This is a genomic window from Streptomyces sp. NPDC045678, from assembly GCF_056432085.1.
The window spans coordinates 105,221-130,429 of sequence record NZ_JBWKJS010000006.1; the positions used below are offsets into that span (position 1 = coordinate 105,221).

General features: G+C 70.3%; 23 protein-coding genes. 9 read left to right on the forward strand and 14 right to left on the reverse strand.

Annotation, left to right across the window (positions count from 1 at the left end; genetic code table 11):
- The first annotated feature begins 17 nt into the window (after nucleotides 1–17).
- The 3 genes from ilvA to AC07DO_RS21725 all read left to right on the forward strand — a co-directional run bounded on the left by ilvA (nucleotide 18) and on the right by AC07DO_RS21725 (nucleotide 3,341).
- A complete protein-coding gene (ilvA, locus tag AC07DO_RS21715) occupies nucleotides 18–1,259 on the forward strand; it encodes a threonine ammonia-lyase (RefSeq protein WP_479061792.1) in 1,242 nt (413 codons plus the stop codon).
- Between the two features lie 196 nt (nucleotides 1,260–1,455).
- Nucleotides 1,456–2,481: an ATP-binding cassette domain-containing protein gene (locus tag AC07DO_RS21720; RefSeq protein WP_479061793.1), complete on the forward strand. Its 1,026-nt coding sequence runs from the start codon at nucleotides 1,456–1,458 to the stop codon at nucleotides 2,479–2,481.
- On the forward strand, nucleotides 2,478–3,341 hold the full coding sequence (locus AC07DO_RS21725; protein WP_479061794.1) for an ABC transporter permease: 864 nt from the start codon (nucleotides 2,478–2,480) through the stop codon (nucleotides 3,339–3,341). The genes AC07DO_RS21720 and AC07DO_RS21725 overlap by 4 nt, the downstream gene beginning before the upstream one ends.
- 73 nt (nucleotides 3,342–3,414) lie before the next feature.
- On the opposite strand, the gene greA is transcribed toward AC07DO_RS21725, so the two are convergent.
- Both greA and AC07DO_RS21735 read right to left on the reverse strand, forming a co-directional pair.
- Nucleotides 3,415–3,912, reverse strand: a complete 498-nt coding sequence (greA, locus tag AC07DO_RS21730) for a transcription elongation factor GreA (protein ID WP_479061796.1) — start codon at nucleotides 3,910–3,912, stop codon at nucleotides 3,415–3,417.
- A 166-nt stretch (nucleotides 3,913–4,078) separates the two neighbouring features.
- Entirely contained in the window at nucleotides 4,079–4,522 is a 444-nt protein-coding gene (locus tag AC07DO_RS21735; RefSeq protein WP_479061798.1) for a DUF4307 domain-containing protein, read from the reverse strand.
- 115 nt (nucleotides 4,523–4,637) lie between these two features.
- Between AC07DO_RS21735 and mca the strand changes: the two genes are divergently transcribed.
- Both mca and AC07DO_RS21745 read left to right on the forward strand, forming a co-directional pair.
- Nucleotides 4,638–5,519 carry a mycothiol conjugate amidase Mca gene (gene mca, locus AC07DO_RS21740; RefSeq protein ID WP_409237939.1) on the forward strand — a complete coding sequence of 294 codons (882 nt, stop codon included), beginning with the start codon at nucleotides 4,638–4,640 and terminating at the stop codon, nucleotides 5,517–5,519.
- Between the two features lie 19 nt (nucleotides 5,520–5,538).
- On the forward strand, nucleotides 5,539–5,754 hold the full coding sequence (locus AC07DO_RS21745) for a hypothetical protein (RefSeq protein WP_479062459.1): 216 nt from the start codon (nucleotides 5,539–5,541) through the stop codon (nucleotides 5,752–5,754).
- A 90-nt stretch (nucleotides 5,755–5,844) separates the two neighbouring features.
- On the opposite strand, the gene AC07DO_RS21750 is transcribed toward AC07DO_RS21745, so the two are convergent.
- The 7 genes from AC07DO_RS21750 to AC07DO_RS21780 all read right to left on the reverse strand — a co-directional run bounded on the left by AC07DO_RS21750 (nucleotide 5,845) and on the right by AC07DO_RS21780 (nucleotide 14,525).
- Nucleotides 5,845–6,036 carry a hypothetical protein gene (locus AC07DO_RS21750; RefSeq protein ID WP_479061801.1) on the reverse strand — a complete coding sequence of 64 codons (192 nt, stop codon included), beginning with the start codon at nucleotides 6,034–6,036 and terminating at the stop codon, nucleotides 5,845–5,847.
- A gap of 163 nt (nucleotides 6,037–6,199) precedes the next feature.
- Nucleotides 6,200–6,445 (reverse strand): chaplin, encoded by a 246-nt coding sequence (locus AC07DO_RS21755; protein ID WP_479061802.1) that lies wholly within the window; start codon nucleotides 6,443–6,445, stop codon nucleotides 6,200–6,202.
- 148 nt (nucleotides 6,446–6,593) lie between these two features.
- On the reverse strand, nucleotides 6,594–9,860 hold the full coding sequence (locus AC07DO_RS21760; RefSeq protein WP_479061804.1) for a tetratricopeptide repeat protein: 3,267 nt from the start codon (nucleotides 9,858–9,860) through the stop codon (nucleotides 6,594–6,596).
- 221 nt (nucleotides 9,861–10,081) lie between these two features.
- Nucleotides 10,082–10,627, reverse strand: a complete 546-nt coding sequence (locus tag AC07DO_RS21765) for a hypothetical protein (RefSeq protein WP_479061806.1) — start codon at nucleotides 10,625–10,627, stop codon at nucleotides 10,082–10,084.
- Nucleotides 10,628–10,641: 14 nt separating this feature from the next.
- Nucleotides 10,642–12,624 (reverse strand): hypothetical protein, encoded by a 1,983-nt coding sequence (locus AC07DO_RS21770; protein WP_479061808.1) that lies wholly within the window; start codon nucleotides 12,622–12,624, stop codon nucleotides 10,642–10,644.
- Nucleotides 12,621–13,781, reverse strand: a complete 1,161-nt coding sequence (locus AC07DO_RS21775; protein WP_479061810.1) for a 5'-methylthioadenosine/S-adenosylhomocysteine nucleosidase family protein — start codon at nucleotides 13,779–13,781, stop codon at nucleotides 12,621–12,623. The genes AC07DO_RS21770 and AC07DO_RS21775 overlap by 4 nt, the downstream gene beginning before the upstream one ends.
- Complete coding sequence (locus tag AC07DO_RS21780; protein WP_479061812.1) at nucleotides 13,782–14,525, reverse strand: NUDIX hydrolase; 744 nt, start codon at nucleotides 14,523–14,525, stop codon at nucleotides 13,782–13,784. It abuts the gene before it with no gap.
- Between the two features lie 166 nt (nucleotides 14,526–14,691).
- Here AC07DO_RS21780 and AC07DO_RS21785 point away from each other — a divergent pair, with 166 nt between their 5' ends.
- Nucleotides 14,692–16,713, forward strand: a complete 2,022-nt coding sequence (locus AC07DO_RS21785) for a thioredoxin domain-containing protein (protein WP_479061814.1) — start codon at nucleotides 14,692–14,694, stop codon at nucleotides 16,711–16,713.
- Between the two features lie 29 nt (nucleotides 16,714–16,742).
- The gene (locus tag AC07DO_RS21790; RefSeq protein ID WP_479061816.1) at nucleotides 16,743–17,060 is read left to right on the forward strand and encodes a hypothetical protein; all 318 of its coding nucleotides are present in this window, start codon (nucleotides 16,743–16,745) and stop codon (nucleotides 17,058–17,060) included.
- On the opposite strand, the gene AC07DO_RS21795 is transcribed toward AC07DO_RS21790, so the two are convergent.
- The 3 genes from AC07DO_RS21795 to trhA form a co-directional block, all read right to left on the reverse strand.
- Nucleotides 17,032–17,796 (reverse strand): Mut7-C RNAse domain-containing protein, encoded by a 765-nt coding sequence (locus AC07DO_RS21795; protein WP_479062461.1) that lies wholly within the window; start codon nucleotides 17,794–17,796, stop codon nucleotides 17,032–17,034. The two genes, AC07DO_RS21790 and AC07DO_RS21795, sit on opposite strands and share 29 nt — an antisense overlap.
- 77 nt (nucleotides 17,797–17,873) lie before the next feature.
- Entirely contained in the window at nucleotides 17,874–18,506 is a 633-nt protein-coding gene (locus tag AC07DO_RS21800) for a TetR/AcrR family transcriptional regulator (protein WP_479061818.1), read from the reverse strand.
- A 111-nt stretch (nucleotides 18,507–18,617) separates the two neighbouring features.
- Nucleotides 18,618–19,334 (reverse strand): PAQR family membrane homeostasis protein TrhA, encoded by a 717-nt coding sequence (trhA, locus tag AC07DO_RS21805; RefSeq protein ID WP_479061820.1) that lies wholly within the window; start codon nucleotides 19,332–19,334, stop codon nucleotides 18,618–18,620.
- Nucleotides 19,335–19,628: 294 nt separating this feature from the next.
- Here trhA and AC07DO_RS21810 point away from each other — a divergent pair, with 294 nt between their 5' ends.
- Nucleotides 19,629–21,473 carry a phosphoenolpyruvate carboxykinase (GTP) gene (locus AC07DO_RS21810; protein ID WP_479061822.1) on the forward strand — a complete coding sequence of 615 codons (1,845 nt, stop codon included), beginning with the start codon at nucleotides 19,629–19,631 and terminating at the stop codon, nucleotides 21,471–21,473.
- A gap of 113 nt (nucleotides 21,474–21,586) precedes the next feature.
- The gene (locus tag AC07DO_RS21815) at nucleotides 21,587–23,395 is read left to right on the forward strand and encodes an Ig-like domain repeat protein (protein WP_479061823.1); all 1,809 of its coding nucleotides are present in this window, start codon (nucleotides 21,587–21,589) and stop codon (nucleotides 23,393–23,395) included.
- Nucleotides 23,396–23,470: 75 nt separating this feature from the next.
- Here AC07DO_RS21815 and AC07DO_RS21820 read toward each other — a convergent pair whose 3' ends face one another.
- A complete protein-coding gene (locus AC07DO_RS21820; RefSeq protein ID WP_479061825.1) occupies nucleotides 23,471–23,881 on the reverse strand; it encodes an SCO4983 family protein in 411 nt (136 codons plus the stop codon).
- 91 nt (nucleotides 23,882–23,972) lie between these two features.
- Nucleotides 23,973–25,184, reverse strand: coding sequence for a pyridoxal phosphate-dependent aminotransferase (locus AC07DO_RS21825; protein WP_479061827.1), 1,212 nt, complete (start codon nucleotides 25,182–25,184; stop codon nucleotides 23,973–23,975).
- Between the last annotated feature and the right edge of the window lie 25 nt (nucleotides 25,185–25,209).

Sequence of the window (25,209 nt, forward strand, 5' to 3'; positions counted from 1 at the left end):
CTGCGAGACTTGCCGTCATGAGCTACCGCACGCCGCACTCCTTGCCGAAGCCCCTCCGCACGGTGACCCTCGACGACGTGCGCGGTGCGCAGAAGATGCTCTCCGGAGTGGCCCGGATGACGGCGCTGGAGGGCAGCAGGTACCTGTCCGGGCTGGTCGGCGCCCCCGTGCACCTCAAGTGCGAGAACCTGCAGCGGACGGGTTCGTTCAAGCTGCGCGGCGCGTACGTACGGATCGCGGGCCTGCTCCCCGAGGAGCGGGCCGCCGGAGTGGTCGCCGCCAGTGCGGGCAACCACGCCCAGGGCGTGGCGCTCGCCTCCTCGCTCCTCGGCGTGCGCTCCACCGTGTTCATGCCCGCCGGTGCGCCACTGCCCAAGGTCGCCGCGACGCGCGAGTACGGAGCGGAGGTGCGGCTGCACGGCCAGGTGGTCGACGAGACGCTGGCCGCCGCGCAGGAGTACGCGTACCGGACGGGCGCGGTCTTCATCCACCCCTTCGACCACGCCGACATCATCGCGGGGCAGGGCACGGTCGGCCTGGAGGTCCTGGAGCAGTGCCCCGAGGTGCGCACCCTCGTCGTGGGCATCGGGGGCGGCGGGCTCGTGGCGGGCATCGCCGTCGCGGTGAAGGCGATGCGCCCGGACGTGAAGGTGATCGGCGTACAGGCGGCGGGGGCCGCGGCCTACCCGCCGTCACTGGCCGCGGGCCACCCGGTGTCGATCAAGAATCCGGCGACGATGGCCGACGGCATCAAGGTGGGCCGCCCCGGCGACGTGCCGTTCCGGCTCGTCGAGGATCTCGTCGACGACGTCGTCACGGTCTCCGAGGACGAGCTCTCCAGCGCGCTTCTGCTCTGCCTGGAGCGCGCCAAGATGGTCGTCGAGCCGGCCGGAGCCAGTCCGGTCGCGGCCCTGATGAGCGACCCGAAGGCGTTCGAGGGCCCGGTGGTGGCACTCCTCTCGGGCGGCAACGTGGATCCGCTCCTGATGCAGCGCATCCTGCGCCACGGCATGGCGGCGGCCGGCCGCTACCTCTCCCTGCGGCTGCGTCTGACGGACCGGCCGGGCGCCCTGGCCACGCTCCTCGGCGTCCTGTCGGAGGTGGACGCGAACGTCCTCGACGTGAGCCACGTGCGCACGGATCCCCGGCTCGGGCTGACCGAGGCCGAGGTGGAGCTGCAGGTGGAGACCAAGGGCCCGGAGCACTGCGTCGAGGTGGGCACGGCGCTGCGGGCGGCGGGTTACACGGTCATCGACTGAGGCGACGCCGCCGCGCACGTATGACTTTGGAAAAACAGGTGAGCCGACGCGATGTATCGCGTTATGGTGTGCTCCTCGTCACCTGTGACCTGTCACGCGACACCCGTGCCCTGCCGCCGGGCGTCGAAAGTCCGGCAAATCTAAGCTTTTGCGTAGGAACTTCACCCGAAGCAATCCACACCAGGGGAGAACCCACATGCCAGGCGCCATCTATGCCGAAGGTCTGGTGAAGACCTTCGGTGACGTACGGGCTCTGGACGGCGTCGATCTGGATGTCCCGGAAGGCACCGTGCTCGGCCTGCTCGGCCCGAACGGCGCGGGGAAGACCACGGCGGTCCGCTGCCTGACGACGCTGCTCACACCCGACAGCGGCAAGGCGGTCGTCGCGGGCATCGACGTACTGAAACACCCCAACGAGGTCCGGCGCTCCATCGGCCTCTCCGGCCAATTCGCGGCCGTGGACGAGTATCTGACGGGCCGTGAGAACTTGCAGATGGTCGGTCAGCTCTACCAGATGCGGGCCAAGGAGGCGAAGGCGCGGGCGGCCGAACTGCTCGACCGGTTCAACCTCACCGACGCCGCCGACCGCCCCTCCAAGACGTACTCCGGCGGCATGCGCCGCCGCCTCGACCTCGCCGCGGCACTCGTCGTATCGCCCCCGGTGATGTTCATGGACGAGCCGACCACCGGCCTCGACCCGCGCAACCGCCAGCAGCTGTGGGAGGTCATCCAGGAACTGGTCTCGGGCGGCACGACGCTGCTCCTCACCACGCAGTACCTCGAAGAGGCCGACCACCTCGCGCACGACATCTGCGTCGTCGACCACGGCCGTGTCATCGCCCGCGGCACCTCCGACCAGCTCAAGGCCCAGACCGGCGGCGAACGCGTCGAGGTCGTCGTGCACGACCGCGAGCACATCGCCACCGCCTCCGAGGTCCTGCGCGGCTTCGGCAAGGGCGAGGTCGCCGTCGCCGAGCACACCCGCAAGCTGACCGTCCCCGTCACCGGCGGCGCCAAGCTGCTCGCCGAGGTCATCCGCGAACTGGACGCCCGCGGCATAGAGATCGACGACATCGGCCTGCGCCGCCCGACCCTCGACGACGTCTTCATCTCCCTCACCGGGCACGTCGCCGAAGCCGCGGACGAGACCGACGGAGACGGCGCCGACGCCAAGTCCAAGGGCGCGACCGCCGCCAAGCGCAAGAAGGAGGCCGACAAGTGAGCACTGCGACGGACACGAGGCAGTCCCTGGCGCCCCGGCCCACCGGCGGCATCGGTCAGTCCGTGCGGGACTCCCTGGTCATCGCCCGCAGGAACCTGATTCGGATGTCCCGGATCCCTGAGATGGTCCTGTTCGGGGTCATCCAGCCGGTGATGTTCGTGGTCCTGTTCACGTACGTCTTCGGCGGGTCCATGAAGATCGGCGACAGCACCGATCCCGATGTCTACAAAGACTTCCTGATGGCGGGCATCTTCGCGCAGACCGTCACCTTCGCCACGGCGGGCTCGGCGGCGGGCATCGCCGACGACATGCAGAAGGGTCTGGTCGACCGCTTCCGCTCGCTGCCCATGGCGCGCGGCGCGGTCCTGACCGGACGCACGGTCGCCGACCTCGTACAGACCGCCATCACCCTCGTCGTCCTCGCGGTCGTGGCGCTGCTCGTCGGCTGGCGGACGGGCTCCGCGGAACCGACCAACGCGGGAAGGATCCTGGCGGGCTTCGGACTCCTGCTCCTGCTCGGGTACGCGTTCACCTGGATCGGCGCGCTCATCGGCCTCTCCGTCCGCACCCCCGAGGCGGCCACGTCGGGAGGCATCATCTGGCTCTTCCCCGTCACGTTCATCTCGAACGCGTTCGTGGACTCCAGCCAGATGACGCCCTGGCTGCGGCACGTCGCCGACTGGAACCCCTTCAGCGCCATCGTCCAGGCCTGCCGCCAGCTCTTCGGCAACCCGGGGGTGTCGCCGTCCGACGCCTGGCCCATGCAGCACCCGGTCTGGGCCTCGCTGATCTACTCGGTCCTGATCATCCTGCTCTTCCGCACGCTGGCGGTCCGCAAGTACCGCTCGGCGCACGGTTGAGCAACGGTCCCCCCGAAAGGTGAAGGCCCCGGTGCGGTACGCACCGGGGCCTTCACAGGTCCGAGAAGCCGGGTCAGCCCGCGTAGGGCTTGGCGGCGAGGATCTTGACGGAGGCGAACTTGCCGTTCGGCAGTTCGTACTGCGCGTCCTCGCCCACCCGCTTGCTGTTCACGCCGGTGCCCAGCGGGGACTGCGGCGAGTACGTCTCGATGTCCGCGCTCGCGTATTCGCGGGAGGCGAGCAGGAACGTCAACGTGTCGTCCTCGTCGCCGTCGAAGGCGATGGTGACGACCATGCCGGGCTCGACGACGCCGTCGTCGGCCGGGGCCTCGCCGACCCGCGCGTGCTCCAGGAGCTGGGTCAGCTGGCGGACGCGGAGCTCCTGCTTGCCCTGCTCCTCCTTGGCCGCGTGGTACCCGCCGTTCTCACGCAGGTCGCCCTCCTCACGCGCTGCCGCGATCTTCGCCGCGATCTCGGTGCGCGCGGGACCAGACAGGTACTCAAGCTCTTCCTTGAGCTTGTCGTACGCCTCCTGGGTCAGCCAGGTGACGTTGTCGCTGGTCTGGGTCACAGGTGCTCCTCGTAGGTACTGGGAATACAAAGCATCGCCCTACCCAGAAGAATGTTCCTTCTCGGGTGGGCGAAACCACGAGCCTAACAATTCAGGCGCCGAAGGGGGAGGACATAAGCGGTCAGATTTGCGTCAACGCAGGTGAGCGCGGTAAAGCTGCCCGACTTCAGTCGGAGTGGCAGCCCAGCAGCTCGACGCTGGTGGCCTTCTTCGTCGTGCGGAGGGTGACGACGCGGTCGATGCGGTCCGTGTGCCGGTCGAAGCGGAAGTCCGCGCGGCCCACCTCGTCGCCCGACTCGGCCTGCGAGCGCAGGGTGCAGTAGCCCTTGGCGTCGGTGTCCTTGCGGACCTCCAGGTGGGCCTCGACGGCGTGGTCCGAGACGACGTCGAACTTGATGACCTCGCCGCTGAGCTTCGCGCCGTTGATGTAGTCGTACCCGAACCAGCCGACGACGCCGAGCAGCACGACGCCGAGCACCGAGCCGACGATCTTCAGCTTGCGGTCGGCGGCTTCGTCGGCCGTGCGCGAGCGGCCGTACCGCCCCTCGGGAACTCCCTCGGGAAGCCCCTGTGCGTGCCCCTCGGGAAGCTTCGAGCCCGCCGCCGCCATGATCGTCCTCCAGGAACAGGGGATGCCGGAATTTTCCGCCCCCCGGTTCCGTCACTATAGAAGCCGCCTGATGCGCCGGAATCACGAGGGCGCCCAATACCTTGAGGATCGAGTCTTGACTGAGCAGCTGCGACTGATGGCCGTACACGCCCACCCCGACGACGAGTCGAGCAAGGGCGCGGCCACCATGGCCAAGTACGTGGCCGAAGGGGTGGACGTGCACGTCGTGACCTGCACGGGCGGGGAGCGCGGCGACATCCTCAACCCGAAGCTCCAGGGTGACACCTACATCCAGGAGAACATCCACGAGGTGCGCAGGAAGGAGATGGACAAGGCCCGCGAGATCCTCGGCGTCAAGCAGGACTGGCTCGGCTTCGTCGACTCCGGCCTGCCCGAGGGCGACCCGCTGCCGCCGCTGCCCGAGGGCTGCTTCGCCCTGGAGGACGTGGACAAGGCGGCCGGCGAGCTGGTCCGGCAGATCCGCTCCTTCCGCCCGCAGGTCATCACGACCTACGACGAGAACGGCGGGTACCCGCACCCCGACCACATCATGACCCACAAGATCACGATGGTGGCGTTCGACGGCGCCGCGGACCCCGAGAAGTACCCCGAGAGCGAGTTCGGCCCGGTCTTCCAGCCGCAGAAGCTCTACTACAACCAGGGCTTCAACCGCCCGCGCACCGAGGCGCTGCACCACGCGATGCTCGACCGCGGCCTGGAGTCGCCCTACGGGGACTGGCTCAAGCGCTGGGACGAGTTCGAGCGGGTCGAGCGCACCCTGACCACGCACGTTCCGTGTGCCGACTTCTTCGAGACCCGCGACAGGGCCCTGATCGCGCACGCCACCCAGATCGACCCCGACGGCGGCTGGTTCCGGGTGCCGATGGAGATCCAGAAGGAGGTCTGGCCCACGGAGGAGTACGAGCTCGCGAAGTCGCTCGTCGATACTTCCCTCCCCGAGGACGACCTCTTTGCGGGCATCCGCGACAATGCCTAGCGTGAACGTACATCTGGCAATGACGCATCTCGTCCCTCTTGCCAAGGAGGTCGACGACGACAAGGTGACGCCCGGCGTCCTCGGGTTCATCGTCTTCGCGGTGATGGCGCTGGCCGTGTGGGGCCTCATGAAGTCGATGAACAAGCACATGCGCAAGGTCGACTTCAAGGACCCGGAGAGCGACGCGGAGGCGGAGTCCGGGACGTCGCAGAAGGCGCCGGTCAGCGGGAAGTAGCCCCCGGAAAGCCCAGTAAAACCCGGACCCCTCCCGCCCGCGGGCGAGAGGGGACTGAGTTCTGTGCCTGTACTGCCGGGGTGGTTCCGGTCAGTCCATGACCAGGTCGCCGAAGACGGCGGCGGTGTTCTCGTGGTGCACGGTGTTGATGTCGCTGCCGCTCTCGATGCCGTAGCCGACACCGTCGTTTCCGTCGTGGCCGTCGGCGGAGGCGACGCCCGCGCCGCCGAGGACGGTGAGGCCGGCGAGGACGGTGGTGGCTACAGCAGTACGGATACGCATGAAGCGTCCTTTCTTGTGGTTGTGAAGATCGCAAGAAGGCTTATCCGGCCGGTTCCGGCCGCACACGGCCTTCCGCGGAAGCCCACCCGTCCGCATGGCTCATGCGTCCGATACGCGGAGCGCGTCCGGGGGGCGCACATGGGGTGGCGGGCCGGTCAGGCCGTCAGCCGTGGGTCTGGCACTCGTTGCCGGTGGCCGGGTTGAGCAGGCCGAGCACGTCGACGGTGTTGCCGCAGAGGTTGAGGCCGAGGTCGACGGGGACCTGGACGTTGTTGCCGCTGAGGACGCCGGGGGAGTTGCCGGTCGTGCCCACGGCGTCCGGGCCGGGGTCGGCCATCGCGGCGTCGGCGCCACCGAGCACGGTGACGAACGTGAGAGCGGCTGTGGTGACGATGCTGCGCGTACGCATGGATACCTCTTCACAGAAGGAGAAGCCGGTCCATGTGAGCGTCACCCGGGACGGCCGTGCGCGCTCACGGCCGTAGCCCGTCGGTGTACATAACACCCCAATTGGGGGAAAACGGCGGCCTTCCGGCCACCCTTTCAGCGCTGTCCCTTCAGCGCCGCTCCGGTACGTCCACCCCCATGACCTCCCGTGCGTGCCGGCTCGGCACCATCCCCAGACGCCACGCCTGCCACCCCGTCTCCAGGTCGGCGCCGCGCTCCAGAAGCAGGGCGTACGCCTGCACGCAGTCGGTGAGCTTGCCGTCGCGCGTCGGATGGTCGTCGCGGGAGAGCCGGCTCAGCTCCTCCTGGGCCACCGCCGTGCCGATCTCCCAGCCGCCCGGTGAGGCGTACGGCAGCAGGGTGCAGCGCAGGAAGCGGGCCCAGTCGCCGCCGCGGCGGTCGCCGTACGAGGAGAAGAGCCCGATGGCCTCGTCGCACAGGCCGAGCGCCTGCTGACTGCGGTTGTTGCCGGCGTCCACGACCACCAGCTCCAGACACGTCCAGGCCTCGCCGTGCGCGACACCGATGCGCTGGAAGTCGGCGCGGGCGTCCACCAGGAGCTGCCGTGCGAAGCCGGAGTTGCGCAGCGAACCCGTCTGCGCGGCGCGCTGGTCGCGGGTGACACGCGCCGAATGGTGCCGGGCGCAGGCCAGGCCGTACACGTCCCGCATCCGGGAGAACATCGTGCGGGCCCGCTCCAGGTCGCGCACCGCTTGGTCGAGGCTGCCCGCCTCCTCCAGGGCCTGGCCCAGGTAGTACAGGGACCACGCCTCGCCGCGCGCGTCGTCATTGTCGCGGTGCCGGGACACCGCCTGGCGCAGTCCGTCGACCGCCGGTGAGGGGTCGCCGTCGACGAGGCGGGCCCGCGCCAGCTGCGTCATGGCCCAGGCCTCGCCGCGCGGGTCGCGGGTGCGGCCGTACAGGTCGAGGGCCTCGCGCAGCTCGCCCTCCGCGCCCGGTACGTCGCCCATGCGCAGGCAGAGCTGTCCGAGCTGGAAGTGCGTCCAGGCCTCGCCGTGCACCGAGCCGCTCCCGCGGTGCAGGGCGAGAGCCCTCTCCAGCATGTCGAGGGCGTGCGCGAGGTGGGCGCGGTCCCGTTCGACCGCCGCGAGGGCGTGCAGCGTCCAGGCGCGGTCGCCCGCCAGCTCGTCGGCGGCCTGCAGATCGAGCGCCTCCGTGAGCCGTGCCGCGGCCTCCGTGAGATTGCCCTGGTGGTGCAGGGTGATGCCGAGGGAGCCGAGCGCGCGGGCGGCGGCCGCGTCCTGGTGGGCCTCGAAGTACAGGTCGACGACGGAGTTCAGTGTCGTACGCGACTGGTCGAGCTCGCCCAGCTGGCGGGCGGCGATACCGGTGCGCCACTGGACGCTGCGGCCGAGGAGGCCCTGGTCGATGGCCTGGGTGAGTTCGTTGATCTCACCGAGGCGGTAGAGGTCGCCGCGCAGCAGGCAGTAGTCGCACAGGGCCCCGAGGAGGTTGAGCACGGCCCGCTGGTCGACGCCCTCCGCGTGCCGCAGCGCCGCCGTGATGAACGTCGACTCGTCGTCGAGCCAGCGCAGCGCCGCGTCGAGCGAGGTGAACCCGTGCTGCCCGGCCGCACCCTTCAAAAGAGTGTCGGCGCGCGTGGACGTCTTGCCGTCGACCAGGCGGATCACGGTGTCGGCCAGCTCTCCGTAGCTGGCGATGAGGCGTTCCTGGGCGGCCGAGCGTTCGGCGGGCTGCTCCTCGTCGAGGAGGCGGGTGCGGGCGAAGGATCGGACGACGTCGTGCAGGCGGTAGCGGCGGCCGGGCGGAGCCTCGTCACCCCCGCGGTCGCGGGGGCGGGGCACTTCGACGAGGCCCGCGCGGGACAGGGCGGTCAGCTGCCGGGCCGCCTCCTGCTCGTCCGTGCCGAGCAGCGCCGCCGCCGCGGCCGCGCCCAGCGAGGCGCGCCCCGCGAGCGCCAGGCGGCGCAGCAGCCGCCTGGCCTGCTCCGACTGGTCGGCGTAGCGCAGCCACAGGACGCGCTCGACCGGGCCGACCTTCTCCGCCGGGCCGTACGCCGACAGGTCCGACGCGAGCCGGCTCGGTGTCCGCGGGCCCAGCGAGGAGCCCGCGGCGCGCAGCGCGAGCGGCAGCCCGCCGCACAACTCCCTTATCGTGTCGCCCGATGCGGCGTCGTAGGGCCCGGAGGCGTCCTCCGCGGACTCGCGGAGCAGCTCCTCCGCGCCCGCCTCGTCCAACGCCTCGACCGGCAGCGAGTGCACCCACGCGGGCAGGTCGCCGGGCAGCGCGAGGGGCTCCCTCGAGGTGACGAGGACGAGGCTGTCCGAGCGCTCGGGGACCAGCGTGCGGACCTGCTCGACGTCGCTGGCGTCGTCGAGCACGATCGTCACCGCGAGGCCCGTCAGATACTGGTGGTAGAGCTCGCTGAGCCGCTTGAGCTGCTGCTCCTGCGAGGCGCGCTCGCGGAAGAGGAGCTGTTCGCGCGGGGCGCCCAATCGATTCAGCAGGTGCATCAGCGCGTCGCGGGTGGTCATCGGGGACTCCTGCGGGGTGTCGCCGCGCAGGTCCACGACGCACGCGCCGCGGAACTGGTCCCGCAGGTCGTGCGCCGCGCGCACCGCGAGCGAGGTCCGCCCCGAGCCCGGCACGCCGTGCAGCACGACCACCGTGGGCCGCGTGTCGGTGCTGGCACGCGCCGCGTGCACCCACCGCGCGATCCGCCCCAGCTCGGCCCTGCGCCCCACGAAGGGCGCCGCCGTCTCCGTGAGTTGGCCGAAGGACTGCTGCAGGACGCTGCGCCTGCGCGCCGCCGCGCTCTTGTCCGTGCCGCGCAGCTGCGGCGCCGGCTTCTTCGCCGTGCGCGCTCCGGTCGACGCGGCGAGGACCCGCTGCTGGTCGAGGAAGGGCCGTATGCCGCGCACCTCAAGCGCCGTCAGCCACTGCAACCGCAGCTGCTCGGGCCCGCCCGGCCGGCTGAGCTCGCCCGCGCGGCGGCTGGCCGCCGGAACGTGGGAGGCCGTCACCTTCACGACGGTGGCCGCCGCGCCCGCCACGGCGACGACCGCGCCGGTGCCGAGGGCCGTGCCGACGCTCGTGCCGAACGACAGGTCGCAGACCCCGGCCGCGAGCGCCGCAACCACCGCGACCAGCAGCGGAGTTCCCGCCCCCTCCTTCGAGTACCGCTGCTTGAAGCTCAGCCGCCCGGCCTCCGCCTCGTCGAGCGCGCCGCTGTACGCGCCGTACTCCTCCGCCGCCGTCTGCGCCATGGCGTCCAGCGCGCCGCGCGCCCGCGTCAGCAGCACGCTCCCGTCGACGCGCCCGCCCGAACGGCGGACCTCCTCCTCCACGGCCCGTGCCAACAGCCGCTCGGCCTCGGCCCGATGGCTGTCCCGCATATGGGTTCCCCCTCCGAGAGCAACAGTTCCCTGCGGCCACAAGTGTCCTGCGTACGGGGCGCGGAAGCGAGGGCGCCCGGCCACGGTCCTGGTCGGCCGAGGCCTTCGATCAGGCGCGCGAGCGGGCGTGCCGGTGCTGCTGAACGTCGGATATAGCGGGTGCCCCTGATGCCCGCGGGTGTGCACAACTCCGCGGTTATGAACCGGTGCTGGCGCTCGCGCTACTGCTCCGCACGGCGTAGGAACTGCCAGCCCAGCACGATCAAGGCGAGCGTCAGCAGGAGAGAAGTGAGCACGAGCAGGGGCTGAACGGCGGGCGAGCACCAGAACGCGATCGTGCACACCATGGGCAGGACCAGGTACGCGAACAGGTCCACCGCGGTCTGAAGCCGCTTGCGCATGGTGCGGCCTGCAACGCTGCGGTGGTAGACCTCCCAGCCGAACACCGTGCCGCGAGCGGAGGCGAGTTCTTCCAGACGTGGTCCCAGATGGTCGCGGACGTAGGAGCTGATTGCCGAGACCTTCTCGTCGTTGACCAGATAGGTCCATCCCAGGATCAGGCAGACCGCGGGGACGAAGAGCAGGAGCCGGGACTGTCCGCTCTGGACGGTGACCGCCACGACCGCAGTGGCCGCCGCGAGCGTGAAGTAGAGCAGGTTGTCACGGAACCCTATGCGGGTCTTCTGTTCCTCCTTCAGGCGGTCGTACTCGGTCAGCAGGATTTTACTTTCGGTGACATCGTCCGTGGAAGGCACAGGAATTCCCATACTCGAGTCCAGGATCAGCCGACTACCTGGAAGGGCGTCAGGTTTTTGGGACTGTGTCGTTCGATCCAGCCCTTCCCTTCCGCCGCTATCCCCTCCAAGAGGCGGAAGGTGTGGGTAGAGCCAGCCGCACTGAGGTTGATTTCTGAGATTTCCTGAGAACTCTCGTCCGGCGCCAGCTGATGGGCATCGGCGTCCTTGACGCGGATTTTCCTCGCCGGTCCATTGGTGAGGACGAGTTCCAACTCGTAGCCGCCGTCGACATTCTCCGCCACCTGTACGGAAGACAGAGCGTCGAACCGGTAGTTGCTCCGCTGCTCGTTCTTTCGCGTTGCGTCGGAGAAGCTGAACTCAGAGCTCATCTCGCGGATGCCGTCCTGGGTGAACAGGAACAAGCGGAACACGTAGTGCGAGTACCGCCAGGGGCCGCGTTTGACCCGGCCTCGTTTGTAAGAAGGGGCGGGGGACACCAGGATGGTGTGGGTGATCAGGTCGCGCCAGGTGAGCCGGTGGTGCCGGAGCGCTTCATCGACGAACGAAGTCTTGTCGCAGGCGAGCCAGGTCTCCATTTGCTGCTCACTGGGGCGCGTGGCGTCCAGGAGCGACTGCCAGCGCTGGTGTGCGTCCTGTCGTGCGGCCAGTTGCTCACGGTATTTCCGTGTCTCACGGGCCAGCCGGTGCTCTTCACGCCGGACCTCCAGCCACAGGGAAGCGGCCGCGTGCCCGGACCAGGCCGTACCGATCATGGCCAGGAACGCCCACAGTGATCGCAGCGAGGTGGCACCCGACATTGCCGTTCCGAACGTGGTCAGAACCGTGACGCCGAGAACGGTCAGGGCCACCACGGTCAAGGCCTTCATCCTGACCGGAGTCCGGTTCTGGCGGTCATCCTCGAACAGCGTGCCGTTGTTGTGGCGGTTCCGGGTGTCCTCAGCGAGGTAACGGATCAACCAGGTGACCCGGTCCACACTGACCCGGCTCTCCCGGTAGAGGTCCGCGATCTCGGCGGCGAGGCTGCTGCGGACCTGAGCGGTGTGGGCGAGCCAGGCGTCCCGCGTGAACTCGTGGGGCGTGCGAACACTGAAGTAGTGATCGAACGAATGGCGGACGCGTTTGGTGAACCCGTCCTCGTCGGAGGAGGGACCATGCGTGTGAGGGACGCGGGTCCCGACAGTGAGGTCCCGCCGCGGTCCCTGGCCCCACCACCGGTCACCGGAGCGGGCCGCTGCCAGACCTGCGCCGAGAGCCACAAGTAACTCGACGCTCGCCATGGCCGGATCCGCGATCAGTGCCAGGGCCCAGAGCAGCAGGCTGCTGACAACGAACAGGACCGTCCGGACGGGGAGGGCCGCCTTGGCGGCGGCAGCGGTGCTCGGGCGGGGCGGAACGGCCCGCGCCCCGATAGGGGCGGGTGCGAAGTAGGCCCAGACCCGCCGGCCCCGGTCGTTGTCGAAGCGCTCCGCCCTGGCTCGTTCGCGGGTCTCCGTCCACAGGTCGTCCTTCAGTCCTCCGGTGAGCATGAGGTCGAGGTGGCGGAGGATCGCGTTGTGCTGGCGGAACGGCAGGTCTTGCAACTGCTTCAGCACGGGTCCGGTCTCACCGTTGGCGGAGCTGAGCACCGCCAACAAGCCGAAAGTGACGCGCAGGGCTTCCTTCCACTCGTCCTCGGCGAAGGTCCGTACGAGCCCGGAGATGTAGTGCAGCCGTTGGACTTCCTCGGTGCTGAGGTCGTCGTAGGTGCGTGCGCTGAGTGCGGCGAGCACCCAGTGGAAACGAACCTCCGCGCTGTCGTACCCGTGGGCGATCGCATCAGTGATCATTTCGCGGGCGCGGCTGGGGATGCCGTCCTCGAGCAACCGCACGCCCACTCCGTACTTCTCTTGCGGCGAAGCGTCCGGGTGGACGAAGTAGACGTTGGAGTTGTGTACGGTCTCGGCCTGGATTCCGACGGTGGAGTCGTATGCGGCCGAGTTGTATGCGGCATCGTTGCCATAACTCATGCCAGGTCACCGGCCGCGGCCACCATGGGGGCCAGCTCGGCCACCAGCGCGGGGCACTCCGCGACCAGTCCACGCAGCCTTTTCAGCGTCATGGTGGTTCGCTTCGAGGATTCAGGGGTGTTGCTCCCGGCCGTCCGGAGGGCGGAGTCCAGGTCGTTCAGGGCCTCCCGGTAGGTGGCCTCGTCGAGGGCGCCCTCAGCGCGGTGCCGGCCCAACTGCGCTCGGAAAGCGTTCAGTTCCGTGATCAGGTCCGTCGTTCCGGGTGTCTTCGGGGCCGCATTCATGTGGACGCTGCTGCCCGTGACCGAGCCGGCCATGATGCCGACGGTGCTGTGGTGGGCGGTGTTGCTGACGCGTCGGTCGAACCCGTCGGCCGAACGGGCCCCGTCCTGGGACATTGCGGTCTCCTCCTGTTCGCCCACGAGCTCCACTGCCAATCGGGTGGCGAACGCAGCCGCGTTCGCTGCGGCCCGCGGCTGCCAGTTGCGGTCATCCGCGCTGTTCTTCGTGCCGTCCGCCCGGTCGCTGATCCCTCGGACGACGGCCACCGGTGCGCCGCTGAGATGGCCTGCCTGTGCCACACCCGCGGACTCCATCTCGATGGCGAGTGCGTCGTTGTAGTGCTGTCGGATCCATTTCGCCTCGGCCGAGACCCTTGAGTTCTGGACGACCTCGCCGGCGGCGATTGCTCCGAAGCGCACGTGTGGCACGTCCTCGTGACCGGACACGGGGTCCGCCCAGTCGCTCAGACGGGCCAGGTGGGAGGCGAGCTGGCTGATGCCGTGCGGTGCCTCCCATACCCGAGGGCGGGCTTTGAGGCCGTCGTCCTCACTGGTGCCGCCGTGGTAGGCGTACACGTGTGTCGCCACCACCACGTCGCCCAGCCTGGCGGTCTCCCACAGGGCTCCCGCGACCCCGACGAACAGCACGGCCGTCGGCGAGAATTCCTGGATCGCGCGCTCGGCGATCACCGCGGCGGAACTGTTCCCCTTGCTCGTCAGGCCGAGTGCGACACGGCACGATGTACCCTGCACGGTTCCCACCTCGAACCGGGTGCCACGCTTGTGGCGGTGTAACTGCGGGCCTGTGAGCCTCTGGCGCACAGCCTGGTATTCAAGGTTGAGGGCAGTGAGAATCACCACCTGGCCACTGGGCATCTATTCCTCATCCTTTCTCGTGTTCTCTTCCGTCGCGGATGGGGCGGGGCGGATCAGCGGTGGGAACAGCACAGTTTTCGGACCGGCCCGGTACAGCCGTGCGGGCCGTCCTCCTGTGGTCCTGCGATTCGTGCCGACGGGGACGATGAATCCCTTCGCGGCTTGGACCTTCCGGTAGAAGTTGCGCGTGTCGAGTTCGGTGCCCCAGACGGCTTCGTACACTTGCTGCAGCTCTGTGATAGTGAAGATCTCCCTGCAAAATGCTGTGGCCAGAGCTGAGAACTCGAGCTTGGTGCGCGCGTGTTCGATCCCGTCCGTAGCTATTCGGCGGTGGTCGAAGGCGAGCTCTACCTCGCCGGACAGGACGGCTTCCGCGGGGACCCACGCGGCATCGGCTGCATCCGTTCCCGCGACCGGGTCGGGCAGCCCCGGCGCGATCGCCAGGTGGGCCACGGAGACGACTCGGCCCCGAGGGTCACGGCCTGCTTCCCCGTAGACGGCCAGCTGTTCGAGGTGCACCCAGCCCGCGGTCAGCGCGGTCTCCTCGCTCAGTTCGCGATGGGCGGCATCCAGGATCTCCTCACCGGCGTGGTTCAGGAATCCTCCGGGCAGGGCCGACATGCCCCGGAAGGGATCTTCGCCCCGTTCCACAAGCAGCACGTGGAGGCGGCTCTCCTTCAGCGTCAGGATCACGAGATCGACCGTCAGCAGTACAGGCGGTGGTGACCACACGTCATCTTGCATGCCCTGTAAGGTACTTCAGTTACTGTCACTTGCACAATAAGGAGGCGGCGGGCCGGTCGATTGCGGCGTCGGGACGCGCCCGGGGCGCACGACGACCATCCCGTCCCCGAAGTGGCGGGCGCCGTGCTCCGGCGGGACGGGCGGGGACTCCGGCAGGATGGGGGGCATGCCGAACCGACTGGCCCAAGAGACGTCCCCCTACCTCCTGCAGCACGCCGACAACCCCGTCGACTGGTGGCCCTGGTCGGCCGAGGCCTTCGATCAGGCGCGCGAGCGGGGTGTGCCGGTGCTGCTGAGCGTCGGCTACAGCAGCTGCCACTGGTGCCACGTCATGGCGCACGAGTCCTTCGAGGACGGGGCGACCGCCGCGCTCATGAACCGGAACTTCGTCAACATCAAGGTCGACCGCGAGGAGCGGCCCGACGTCGACGCCGTGTACATGGAGGCCGTGCAGGCCGCGACGGGCCAGGGCGGGTGGCCCATGACGGTCTTCCTCACGCCCGACGCCGAGCCGTTCTACTTCGGTACGTACTTCCCGCCGGAGCCGCGGCACGGCATGCCCTCCTTCTCGCAGGTCCTCGACGGCGTCCACCGGGCCTGGACGGACCGGCGCGGTGAGGTCGACGAGGTGGCGGGGAAGATCACGCGCGATCTCGGGGAGCGGCAGCTCACCCACAACAGCGACGAGAAGCCCGGCGAGGACGAGCTCGCGCAGGCGCTGCTCGGCCTGACCCGGGACTACGACGCGACGCACGGCGGTTTCGGCGGCGCGCCGAAGTTCCCGCCGTCCATGGCGATCGAGTTCCTGCTGCGGCACTACGCGCGCGTGGGCGCCGAGGGCGCGCTCCAGATGGCGGCCGACACGTGCGAGCGGATGGCGCGCGGCGGCATCTACGACCAGCTCGGCGGCGGCTTCGCGCGGTACTCCGTGGACCGCGAGTGGGTGGTGCCGCACTTCGAGAAGATGCTGTACGACAACGCGCTGCTGTGCCGTGCCTACGCCCACCTGTGGCGGGCCACCGGCTCGGAGCTCGCGCGCCGCGTCGCCCTGGAGACGGCGGACTTCATGGTCCGCGAACTCCGTACGAACGAGGGCGGTTTCGCCTCCGCGCTCGACGCGGACAGCGAGGACCCGGCGACGGGTGAGCATGTCGAGGGCGCGTACTACGTATGGACGCCCCAGCAGTTGCGCGACGTCCTCGGGGAGGACGACGCGGAGCTGGCGATGTCCTGCTTCGGGGTGACGGAGGAGGGCACCTTCGAGAAGGGTGCCTCCGTGCTGCAACTGCCGCGCGCGGAGGGGCCGATGGCGGACGCCTCACGGCTCGCCGCCATCCGGGAGCGGCTCCTCGCGGCGCGCGCCGAGCGGCCCGCCCCCGGCCGCGACGACAAGGTGGTCGCCGCGTGGAACGGCCTCGCCGTCGCCGCGCTCGCCGAGGTCGGCGCGTACTTCGGTCGGCCGGACCTGATCGCGGCCGCGGTGGGCGCGGGCGATCTCCTCGTACGTCTCCACATGGACCCGCGCGCCCGCCTGGCCCGCACCTCCAAGGACGGCAGGGCCGGTGCCAACGCGGGCGTCCTGGAGGACTACGCCGACGTGTCGGAGGGCTTCCTCGCGCTGGCCGCGGTCACCGGCGAGGGCGTGTGGCTGGAGTTCGCCGGGTTCCTCCTCGACCACGTCCTCGCGCAGTTCGTGGACGCGGAGAGCGGCGCGCTGTACGACACGGCGGCCGACGCGGAGCAGCTCATCCGCCGCCCGCAGGACCCCACGGACAACGCGGCGCCCTCCGGCTGGACGGCGGCCGCGGGCGCGCTCCTCTCCTACGCGGCGCACACGGGCGCCGAACCCCACCGCACCGCGGCGGAGCGCGCACTCGGCATCGTCAAGGCGCTCGGCCCCCGCGTGCCGCGCTTCATCGGCCACGGCCTCGCGGTCGCGGAGGCGGCGCTCGACGGCCCGCGCGAGGTCGCGGTCATCGGGGACGTCCTGGGAGACCTGCACCGCACGGCGCTGCTCGGCACGGCCCCGGGAGCGGTCGTCGCGGCGGGCCCGGAGGGCAGTACCGAACTCCCGCTCCTCGCCGACCGACCGCTGGTCGACGGTGCCCCCGCGGCGTACGTCTGCCGGGGCTTCGTCTGCAGCGCGCCGACGACGGATCCGGCGGTGCTGGCGGAACAGCTCTCCTAGGCCTTTGTGCCTCCGGTTAGGGTCCCGGCATGGTGCGTCTGAAGATAGAGATAGCCGTTCCGGAGAGCCATGTGGAGCAGGTCGTCGACGCGCTCCACGCGGCCGGTGCGGGGCGGGTCGGGGATTACGCGCGGTGTGCGAGCTGGTGGCCCGTCAACGGGACGTGGCTGCCGCTGCCCGGCGCGGATCCCTACGACGGGGAGGTCGGCGTCGTGCAGCGGGGCGCGGAGTGCCGGGTGGAGTCCGTCTGCGGGGAGGAGCAGGCCCGCGCCGTCCTCGACGCGGTGCGGGCCGCTCATCCCTACGAGGAACCGGTGATCAACTTCCTGCCCCTGTACGAGCCGTGAGCCCGGCCGCCGCGTCGCCGAACTCCTCGAACGCCCGCTCCACGATGCCTTCGAGCCGGTCGTGGTGGGCGCCCCGCCAGAACACGCGGTCGCAGGACCCGCACTGCGCGAACACGTCGTACGTGCCGCGGGTGCCGCCCTCCAGGCGGTCCGCCACCTCGTCCTTCGTGGCGGCGCGCAGCGTGCCGTTGCAGGCGCTGCATCGGGTCCAGGGGCGCAGTTCGGGGGCGAAGCGGTCGAGGACGTCGCGGAGCTGGTCGTCGGGGCGGTCGCTGTAGACGTACGCCCCCGCCCACAGCTCCCTGCGCCGGAGCAGGCCGCGGTCACGGCTCAGCAGGACGCGCCGCTCGGCCGCCGAACGCGCGGCGAGGGCCGGGTCGCCGATGTCCGTGCTCTCGTACGCCGCGTCGACGCCCAGGAGGCGCAGGCGGCGGGCCAGCGTGCCGAGGTGGACGTCGAGGAGGAAGCGGAGCGGGGCGCCGGGCACCTCCTGGGGGCGGGGCACCGCGCGGACCGTGACGGCCTCGCCCGCCGCGGGGACGTGCCCGACGGCCACCTCGCGGCCGTCGACCACCAGCGCGCCGACCTCCGTCAGCGGAACGCCGAGCGACTCGACGACGTGCCCGAGCGTGGACGCGCCGTCCGTAACGGCCCGCGTGGGGCCGCCCCTTCGCTCGTGCGGGACGAAAACCCCCAGCTCGGGGGCGAAGTCGAGGAGGATCTCCGGGCCGTTCATCATGCGGTCAGGATGGCACGCCGGGGCCGGTGGCCACCCGGGGTTTTCCGTGCCCTCACGCGCGGGCCGTCCCGGGCTCACGCGCCGGGCGGCTCCGCGAATCCGGCCGCCAGCATGTCCAGCGTCCGGTCGACCAGCGTCGGCAGGTCGTCCTCGTGGCCGCGCTCCGCCCAGTACGCCGCGGTCTCGGTGAGCGCGCCGATCAGCCCCATGGAGAAGGCCCGCACCTCCAGGTCGCCCGGGTCGCGGCCGGTGCGCTCCGCGATGACCCGGCACAGGATGCCGCCGGTCACCGACATGCTCTCCAGGACCCGCGAGCGCACCGCGGGCACCTCGATCATCAGCTTCGTGCGCAGCCGCGAGACCTCGGGCTCCTCCGTGAAGCCGAACTCCACGGCCCGCCGCAGCACGTGCCGCAGGGACTCCACGATCGGCTCGTCGGCGGGCCGCTCGCGGAACCCGTTCTCCAGGAGCGGGTCGAACTCGTCGGTGAGGACGATGTCCTCCTTGGTCGGGAAGTAGCGGAAGACGGTGGACGGGGAGACCTCCGCCGCCTCCGCGATCTGCTCGACCGTCGTCGCCTCGTACCCCTGCTCCTGGACCAGCCGGTACGTCGCGTCCCGGATCGCGATGCGGGTCTTGAGCTTCTTGCGCTCGCGGAGACCCGGTCCGGGGGAGCCCGCGGGGGCGGAGGTGCGTGCGGCCGTCATGACGTCATTGTCGGCCATGGCCCACGGTCGGTCCCGGGACGGGGAAAGTGGCTGACGAAAAGAGTGGCCACGGTCGGACCGCGGCCACTCGGGTGGAAATCGGGGGGAGCGTCAGCCGTGCTGGTACGCCACCAGGGAGATGCCGACGTAGTGGATGACGAAGGCCGCCAGGGTCAGGGAGTGGAAGACCTCGTGGAAGCCGAAGAACCGGGGGGAGGGGTTCGGGCGCTTGATTCCGTAGATCACGCCGCCCACGCTGTAGAGCACTCCGCCGACGACGACCAGGACGAGGACGGCGATGCCGCCCGTCCGCATGAAGTCCGGCAGGAAGAAGACGGCGGCCCAGCCCATCGCGATGTAGCACGGCGTGTAGAGCCAGCGCGGGGCGCCGACCCAGAAGACGCGGAAGGCGATGCCGGCGAGCGCCGCGCCCCAGATGCCCCACATCAGCCACCGGCCCTTCGCCTCGGGCAGGAGCAGCAGGGTGAGCGGGGTGTACGTGCCCGCGATGATCAGGAAGATGTTGGAGTGGTCGAGGCGGCGCAGCACCGCGTCGGCTCTGGGGCTCCAGTTCCCGCGGTGGTAGAGCGCGCTGGTGCCGAAGAGCAGGCAGGCACTGAGGGCGAAGATGCCGCAGGCGATCCGGCCGCGGGTGGAATCCGCGAGTGCGGTGAGCACCAGGCCCGCGATCACTACGGCGGGGAACATGCCCGCGTGCAGCCAGCCGCGCATCGCCGGTTTCACCGGCAGCGGCATGGAGTCCGGGGACGGGACGAGCGAGGGGTTGTCCGCGGAGTGCGGTGTCGCTTCGGGGACATGGGCGGTCATGGCGGCATCGTACCTACGGCTCCGTAAGTCAAACATCAAACGGACGCAACCCTCGGGGAACCCCGTGGCCCGGACGTCAAACGGACGGATCGGCGTCCACACCCCCTTACCCGTACAAGTGGCGATACTCACGCCGCTCAAGTGTGAGGCCCTCTGGACAGATGCGCGAACGAGTCGGATGATCAAATGAGTGCGGTCGGCACCGGATGAGCGCCAAAATGAGCACACGTGAAGCGTCCGGGTCGCAGCCCCCACGGGGCATACATCCTGAAAACCCCTCGATTAGGAGCAATCGTGGCGCGCGACATCGCGGCTCCCCTTCTCGCAGAGCCCCTGGGCACTGCCCCGACCAACCACCAGGAGCTGGCCTCCTGGGTGAACGAGATCGCCGAACTGACGCAGCCGGACCGGGTGGTCTGGTGCGACGGTTCCGAGGCCGAGTACGAGCGCCTGTGCGAGGAGCTCGTCGCCAAGGGCACCTTCAAGAAGCTCGACCCGGTGAAGCGCCCGAACTCGTACTACGCGGCCTCCGACCCCACCGACGTCGCGCGCGTCGAGGACCGCACGTTCATCTGCTCCGAGAAGGAGGAGGACGCGGGCCCGACCAACCACTGGAAGGCCCCCGCCGAGATGCGGGAGATCTTCGCGGGGGAGCAGGGCGTCTTCCGCGGCTCCATGCGCGGCCGCACCATGTACGTCGTGCCCTTCTGCATGGGCCCCGTCGGCTCGCCGCTCTCCGCCATCGGCGTCGAGATCACCGACTCCGCGTACGTCGCCGTCTCCATGCGCACCATGACCCGCATGGGCCAGGCGGTCCTGGACGAGCTCGGCGACGACGGCTTCTTCGTGAAGGCCGTCCACACGCTCGGCGCCCCGCTGGCCGAGGGTGAGGCCGACGTGCCGTGGCCCTGCAACTCAACCAAGTACATCTCGCACTTCCCCGAGGCCCGCGAGATCTGGTCGTACGGCTCCGGGTACGGCGGCAACGCCCTGCTGGGCAAGAAGTGCTACGCGCTGCGCATCGCCTCCGTCATGGCGCGCGACGAGGGCTGGCTCGCCGAGCACATGCTGATCCTGAAGCTGACGCCCCCGCAGGGCGAGTCGAAGTACGTCGCCGCCGCGTTCCCGTCCGCCTGCGGCAAGACCAACCTCGCCATGCTGGAGCCGACGATCCCCGGCTGGACCGTCGAGACCATCGGTGACGACATCGCCTGGATGCGGTTCGGCGAGGACGGCCGCCTCTACGCGATCAACCCCGAGGCCGGCTTCTTCGGCGTCGCGCCCGGCACCGGCGAGCACACCAACGCCAACGCCATGAAGACGCTGTGGGGCAACTCCGTCTTCACCAACGTGGCGCTGACGGACGACGGCGACGTCTGGTGGGAGGGCATGACGGAGGAGACTCCCGCCCACCTCACCGACTGGAAGGGCAACGACTGGACGCCCGAGTCCGGCGTCCCTGCCGCGCACCCGAATGCCCGCTTCACCACGCCCGCCTCGCAGTGCCCGATCATCGCGCCCGAGTGGGAGGACCCCAAGGGCGTGCCGATCTCGGCGATCCTCTTCGGCGGCCGCCGCGCCTCGGCCGTGCCGCTGGTGACCGAGTCCTTCGACTGGCAGCACGGCGTCTTCCTCGGCGCGAACGTGGCCAGCGAGAAGACCGCCGCGGCCGAGGGCAAGGTCGGCGAGCTGCGCCGCGACCCGTTCGCCATGCTGCCGTTCTGCGGCTACAACATGGGCGACTACATGGCGCACTGGGTGAAGGTCGGCGCGGACAAGCCCGACCAGTCCAAGCTGCCGAAGATCTACTACGTCAACTGGTTCCGGAAGAACGCCGACGGCAAGTTCGTGTGGCCCGGCTTCGGCGAGAACTCCCGCGTCCTGAAGTGGATCGTGGAGCGCCTCGACGGCAGGGCCGAGGGCGTCGAGACCCCCATCGGCATCCTGCCGACGGTCGACTCGCTGGACACCGAGGGCCTCGATCTGGCCAAGGACGACCTGGAGTTCCTGCTCACGGTCGACAAGGAGGTCTGGCGCGACGAGGCCTCGCTGGTCCCCGAGCACCTCAACACCTTCGGTGAGCACACGCCCAAGGAGCTGTGGGACGAGTACCGCGCGCTGGTCCAGCGCCTCGGCTGACCCGACAGGCGTTCCGTTTCCGGCCGGGCCCCGCACAACGGCGTGCGGGGGCCCGGCCGTGTGACACACCCGCACCTCGAACACCTTGCCTTCACACTCCTCACACAGGTTTCATGGGTCCGCATGTCGGCCCGCTGATCACGGCGGGCCGTCGATCGATCCTGTGGGGGGACGAGTTGAAGCGATCTCAGGGTTTACGACGGGTGACGGGCGCGGCGCTCGCGGTGGTCCTCGGCTCGGCGGGGATGGTCGCCGTCGGGGCGCCCGCGGCTTACGCGGCGACACCGTCCGACGAGGCGGCGAAGCTGCCCATCGCGTCGTTCGGGGCGATGGTGGTCGACGACGCGCACGAGCGGGTCTACGTCACCGACGGGCGCAAGAGCGGTTCCGGGGCGAGCGAGGTCCTGGTCTACAACTTCCAGGGCCAGCGCGTCGGTTCGCTCGCCACCGACCAGCCGGCGTCCGGCATGGCGCTCAGCGCGGACGGCGCGACCCTGCACGTGTCGCAGTCCAACCGCATCCTGACGTTCGACACGGCGACGCAGACCAGGTCCGGCGCCGCGAGTGCGCCCTACGACGTGACCTGTGGCCGCGAGGTGGCGGTGGCGGGCGGCAAGACGTGGTTCACGGAGACGCCGTACTCCGGCTCCTCGTACTGCGACCGGCCCGACAACATGGCCCTGCTGTACGGCGTCAACGGCACGTCCTCCGTCAACACCGGATGGAACAGCCAGGGACGCCTGCGCCTGGAGGCGGGCCCCGGCGCGCCCGACCGCCTCGTGATGGGGCAGGCGGGCGCGGGCCCCACGACCGACGCGTTCCTCACTACGTTCGATGCGAGCGGCGACAGTCTCGTGCGGGGCCCCTCGCGCCGGTTCGCCGACGCCGAGGGCAAGGGCGCGCTCGACCTGAAGGACATCGCGCAGAGCGCCGACGGCAAGCGCATCGCCGTGGCGGACGCCGCGTACGGCACGCGGCTGCTCGACGCCGGTGACCTCGCGGACGCCCCGACGGGGTACCAGCCGCTGCCGGAGGGCGCGAAGGCGTCGGCGGTGGCGTTCAGCGGTGACGGGAAGTACGTGGCGCGGGGCGCGGCCGCCACCGGCAGCGCGGCGGACCTGCTGATCCAGCCCGCCGACCCGAAGGACGGCACCACACCGCTGGAGTTCGCCTTCGAGGGCGACCTCGACGGGACGCGGGTCGTGCCGCAGGGCCTCGGTTGGGCCAAGGACGGCTCGCGGCTCTTCGCGGTGACCTCTGACGGCGGCAGCAGCCACTGGCTGCACGTCATCAAGCCGCCGGCCGCGCAGTACGACTCGCGCTTCACCGGCACCCTGACCACCACGCCGTCGAAGCCCGTCGTCGGCGAACCCGTCGGTATCCGCGGCACGTTGGAGCTCGACGGGCCCGCGCCCGCCGAGCCGGTGAAGGTCGCCGCGGTCCGCAAGGACGCCGACGGCACGCAGGAGGTGGCGGCCGCCAGGGTCGCGGCCGACGGCAGCTTCACCGTCCTCGACGTACCGGACCGGGTCGGCGAGGCGACGTACACGCTGCGCTTCCTCGGCGATGTCACGCACCGCCCGGCCGAGGACGTCACGCTCACGGTGGACGTGGCCAAGGCCTCGACGGGGATCGAGCTGACCGCGCCCGCGGAGGCGACCCGCGCGGGCGGCGTCTCGATCACCGGCAGGCTGACCGGGCAGGGGCGCGCGCTGCCGTCCGGGATCGACCTGAAGGTGACGCGGACCGACCGGTTCGGCACGACGGGCGAGCTGACATCGGCGTCGGTCGCGGCGGACGGCACGTTCAGCGTCAAGGACCTGCCCAGCAAGCGGGGCAAGACGCTCTACACGGTGAGCTACGCGGGTGACGCCCTGCACGAGGGCTCGTCCGCCACGGCGACCGTCAAGATCACCGCCTAGGCGGCCGGCACCCCCAGCTGTCGCCGGGTGGGTGGCACCCGGTCCGTGGCCTCCCCGGCCGCGGACCGGGGCCGATCAGGGGGCGCCGACGAGGCGCGAGGCGTCCGCGTGGGCGTCCATGCGCTCGGCGGCCAGGATCGCCGCCGCGGTGTCGGCACGGGACGCCGCCACGACCAGGGCGCGGCCCGCGAGGGCGTGGGCGCGCTGGTGCAGGGCGGACAGATGGGGCTCGTGGACCGCGGCCGCGACGGCGGAGCGCGGCGGGAGCACGCCCCGGCGCAGCCGTGCCACCTGGAGCGCCAGCTGCTCGGCGGCGTCGTCGAGGGCGGCCGACGGGGACAGGGCGCGCAGCTCGTCGGTGAGGGCGAGCAGGGCGGCGAGGTGCCCGGCGAGCTGGATGTCCAGCTCCTCTTCGCGGGAGCGGTGCGGATAGCTCGCGTCGTCGGCCATCGTGTGGACCGACTTGGTGCGGATCGGCTCGTACATGGGATGGCCTCCAGACGGTTGCTTGAAAGCCATCCTAGCTTAGATCCTGTCTAAAGTTGAGTCGGGCCCAGATATGGGCCGTCGGGGCTGGTCAGGGCTGGCTGTAGCCGTCCAGGAACGTGCCGATCCGGGTGACCGCCTCGGCGAGGTCCGTCGCCGTCGGCAGCGTCACGACGCGGAAGTGATCGGGCTCGGGCCAGTTGAAGCCCGTGCCGTGCACGACCATGATCTTCTCGGCGCGCAGCAGGTCGAGGACCATCTGCCGGTCGTCCTTGATCTTGAAGACCTTCGGGTCGAGCCGCGGGAAGAGGTAGAGGGACCCCTTCGGCTTCACGCAGCTCACGCCCGGGATCCGGGTCAGCAGGTCGTACGCCGTGTCGCGCTGCTCCAGGAGCCGGCCGCCCGGCAGTACGAGGTCGTTGATCGTCTGCCGTCCGCTGAGCGCCGCGACCACGCCGTGCTGGCCCGGCATGTTGGCGCACAGGCGCATGTTCGCGAGGATCGTCAGGCCCTCGATGTACGAGGACGCGTGCGCCTTCGGGCCCGAGATGGCCATCCAGCCGACGCGGTAGCCGGCCACCCGGTACGCCTTCGACATGCCGTTGAAGGTGAGGGTCAGCAGGTCCGGGGCGACGGCGGCGGTCGGCGTGTGCGTCGCGCCGTCGTAGAGGATCTTGTCGTAGATCTCGTCCGAGCAGACCAGCAGGTTGTGGCGGCGCGCGAGGTCGGTGAGGCCGCGCAGCATCGCTTCGTCGTAGACGGCGCCGGTCGGGTTGTTCGGGTTGATGATCACGAGCGCCTTGGTGCGGTCGGTGATCTTGCGCTCGATGTCGGCGAGGTCCGGCATCCAGTCCGACTGCTCGTCGCAGCGGTAGTGCACGGCGGTGCCGCCGGACAGGGAGACGGCCGCGGTCCACAGGGGGTAGTCCGGCGCCGGTACGAGCACCTCGTCGCCGTCGTCCAGGAGACCCTGCATGGCCATCACGATGAGCTCGGAGACGCCGTTGCCGATGAAGACGTGCTCGACGTCGGTCTCGATGCCCAGGGTCTGGTTGTGCATGACGACCGCGCGGCGGGCGGCGAGGAGGCCCTTCGCGTCGCCGTAGCCGTGGGCGTCGCCGACGTTGCGGAGGATGTCCTCGAGGATCTCGGGCGGGCACTCGAAGCCGAAGGCGGCGGGGTTGCCGGTGTTGAGCTTCAGGATGCGGTGACCGGCCGCCTCCAGCCGCATCGCCTCCTCGAGCACCGGGCCCCGGATCTCGTAACAGACGTTGGAGAGCTTCGTCGACTGGATGACCTGCATGTCCGCGAGCTTACGGGCGGGTATC

Coding starts and splice junctions, on each gene's coding strand:
- ilvA (WP_479061792.1), top strand. CDS start 18: ATGAGCTACCGCACGCCGCACTCCTTGCCGAAGCCCCTCCGCACGGTG.
- AC07DO_RS21720 (WP_479061793.1), top strand. CDS start 1,456: ATGCCAGGCGCCATCTATGCCGAAGGTCTGGTGAAGACCTTCGGTGAC.
- AC07DO_RS21735 (WP_479061798.1), bottom strand. CDS start 4,522: ATGGCGGCGGCGGGCTCGAAGCTTCCCGAGGGGCACGCACAGGGGCTT.
- AC07DO_RS21745 (WP_479062459.1), top strand. CDS start 5,539: ATGACGCATCTCGTCCCTCTTGCCAAGGAGGTCGACGACGACAAGGTG.
- AC07DO_RS21750 (WP_479061801.1), bottom strand. CDS start 6,036: ATGCGTATCCGTACTGCTGTAGCCACCACCGTCCTCGCCGGCCTCACC.
- AC07DO_RS21755 (WP_479061802.1), bottom strand. CDS start 6,445: ATGCGTACGCGCAGCATCGTCACCACAGCCGCTCTCACGTTCGTCACC.
- AC07DO_RS21760 (WP_479061804.1), bottom strand. CDS start 9,860: ATGCGGGACAGCCATCGGGCCGAGGCCGAGCGGCTGTTGGCACGGGCC.
- AC07DO_RS21765 (WP_479061806.1), bottom strand. CDS start 10,627: ATGGGAATTCCTGTGCCTTCCACGGACGATGTCACCGAAAGTAAAATC.
- AC07DO_RS21770 (WP_479061808.1), bottom strand. CDS start 12,624: ATGAGTTATGGCAACGATGCCGCATACAACTCGGCCGCATACGACTCC.
- AC07DO_RS21775 (WP_479061810.1), bottom strand. CDS start 13,781: ATGCCCAGTGGCCAGGTGGTGATTCTCACTGCCCTCAACCTTGAATAC.
- AC07DO_RS21780 (WP_479061812.1), bottom strand. CDS start 14,525: ATGCAAGATGACGTGTGGTCACCACCGCCTGTACTGCTGACGGTCGAT.
- AC07DO_RS21785 (WP_479061814.1), top strand. CDS start 14,692: ATGCCGAACCGACTGGCCCAAGAGACGTCCCCCTACCTCCTGCAGCAC.
- AC07DO_RS21790 (WP_479061816.1), top strand. CDS start 16,743: ATGGTGCGTCTGAAGATAGAGATAGCCGTTCCGGAGAGCCATGTGGAG.
- AC07DO_RS21795 (WP_479062461.1), bottom strand. CDS start 17,796: ATGAACGGCCCGGAGATCCTCCTCGACTTCGCCCCCGAGCTGGGGGTT.
- AC07DO_RS21800 (WP_479061818.1), bottom strand. CDS start 18,506: ATGACGGCCGCACGCACCTCCGCCCCCGCGGGCTCCCCCGGACCGGGT.
- trhA (WP_479061820.1), bottom strand. CDS start 19,334: ATGACCGCCCATGTCCCCGAAGCGACACCGCACTCCGCGGACAACCCC.
- AC07DO_RS21815 (WP_479061823.1), top strand. CDS start 21,587: ATGGGTCCGCATGTCGGCCCGCTGATCACGGCGGGCCGTCGATCGATC.
- AC07DO_RS21820 (WP_479061825.1), bottom strand. CDS start 23,881: ATGTACGAGCCGATCCGCACCAAGTCGGTCCACACGATGGCCGACGAC.
- AC07DO_RS21825 (WP_479061827.1), bottom strand. CDS start 25,184: ATGCAGGTCATCCAGTCGACGAAGCTCTCCAACGTCTGTTACGAGATC.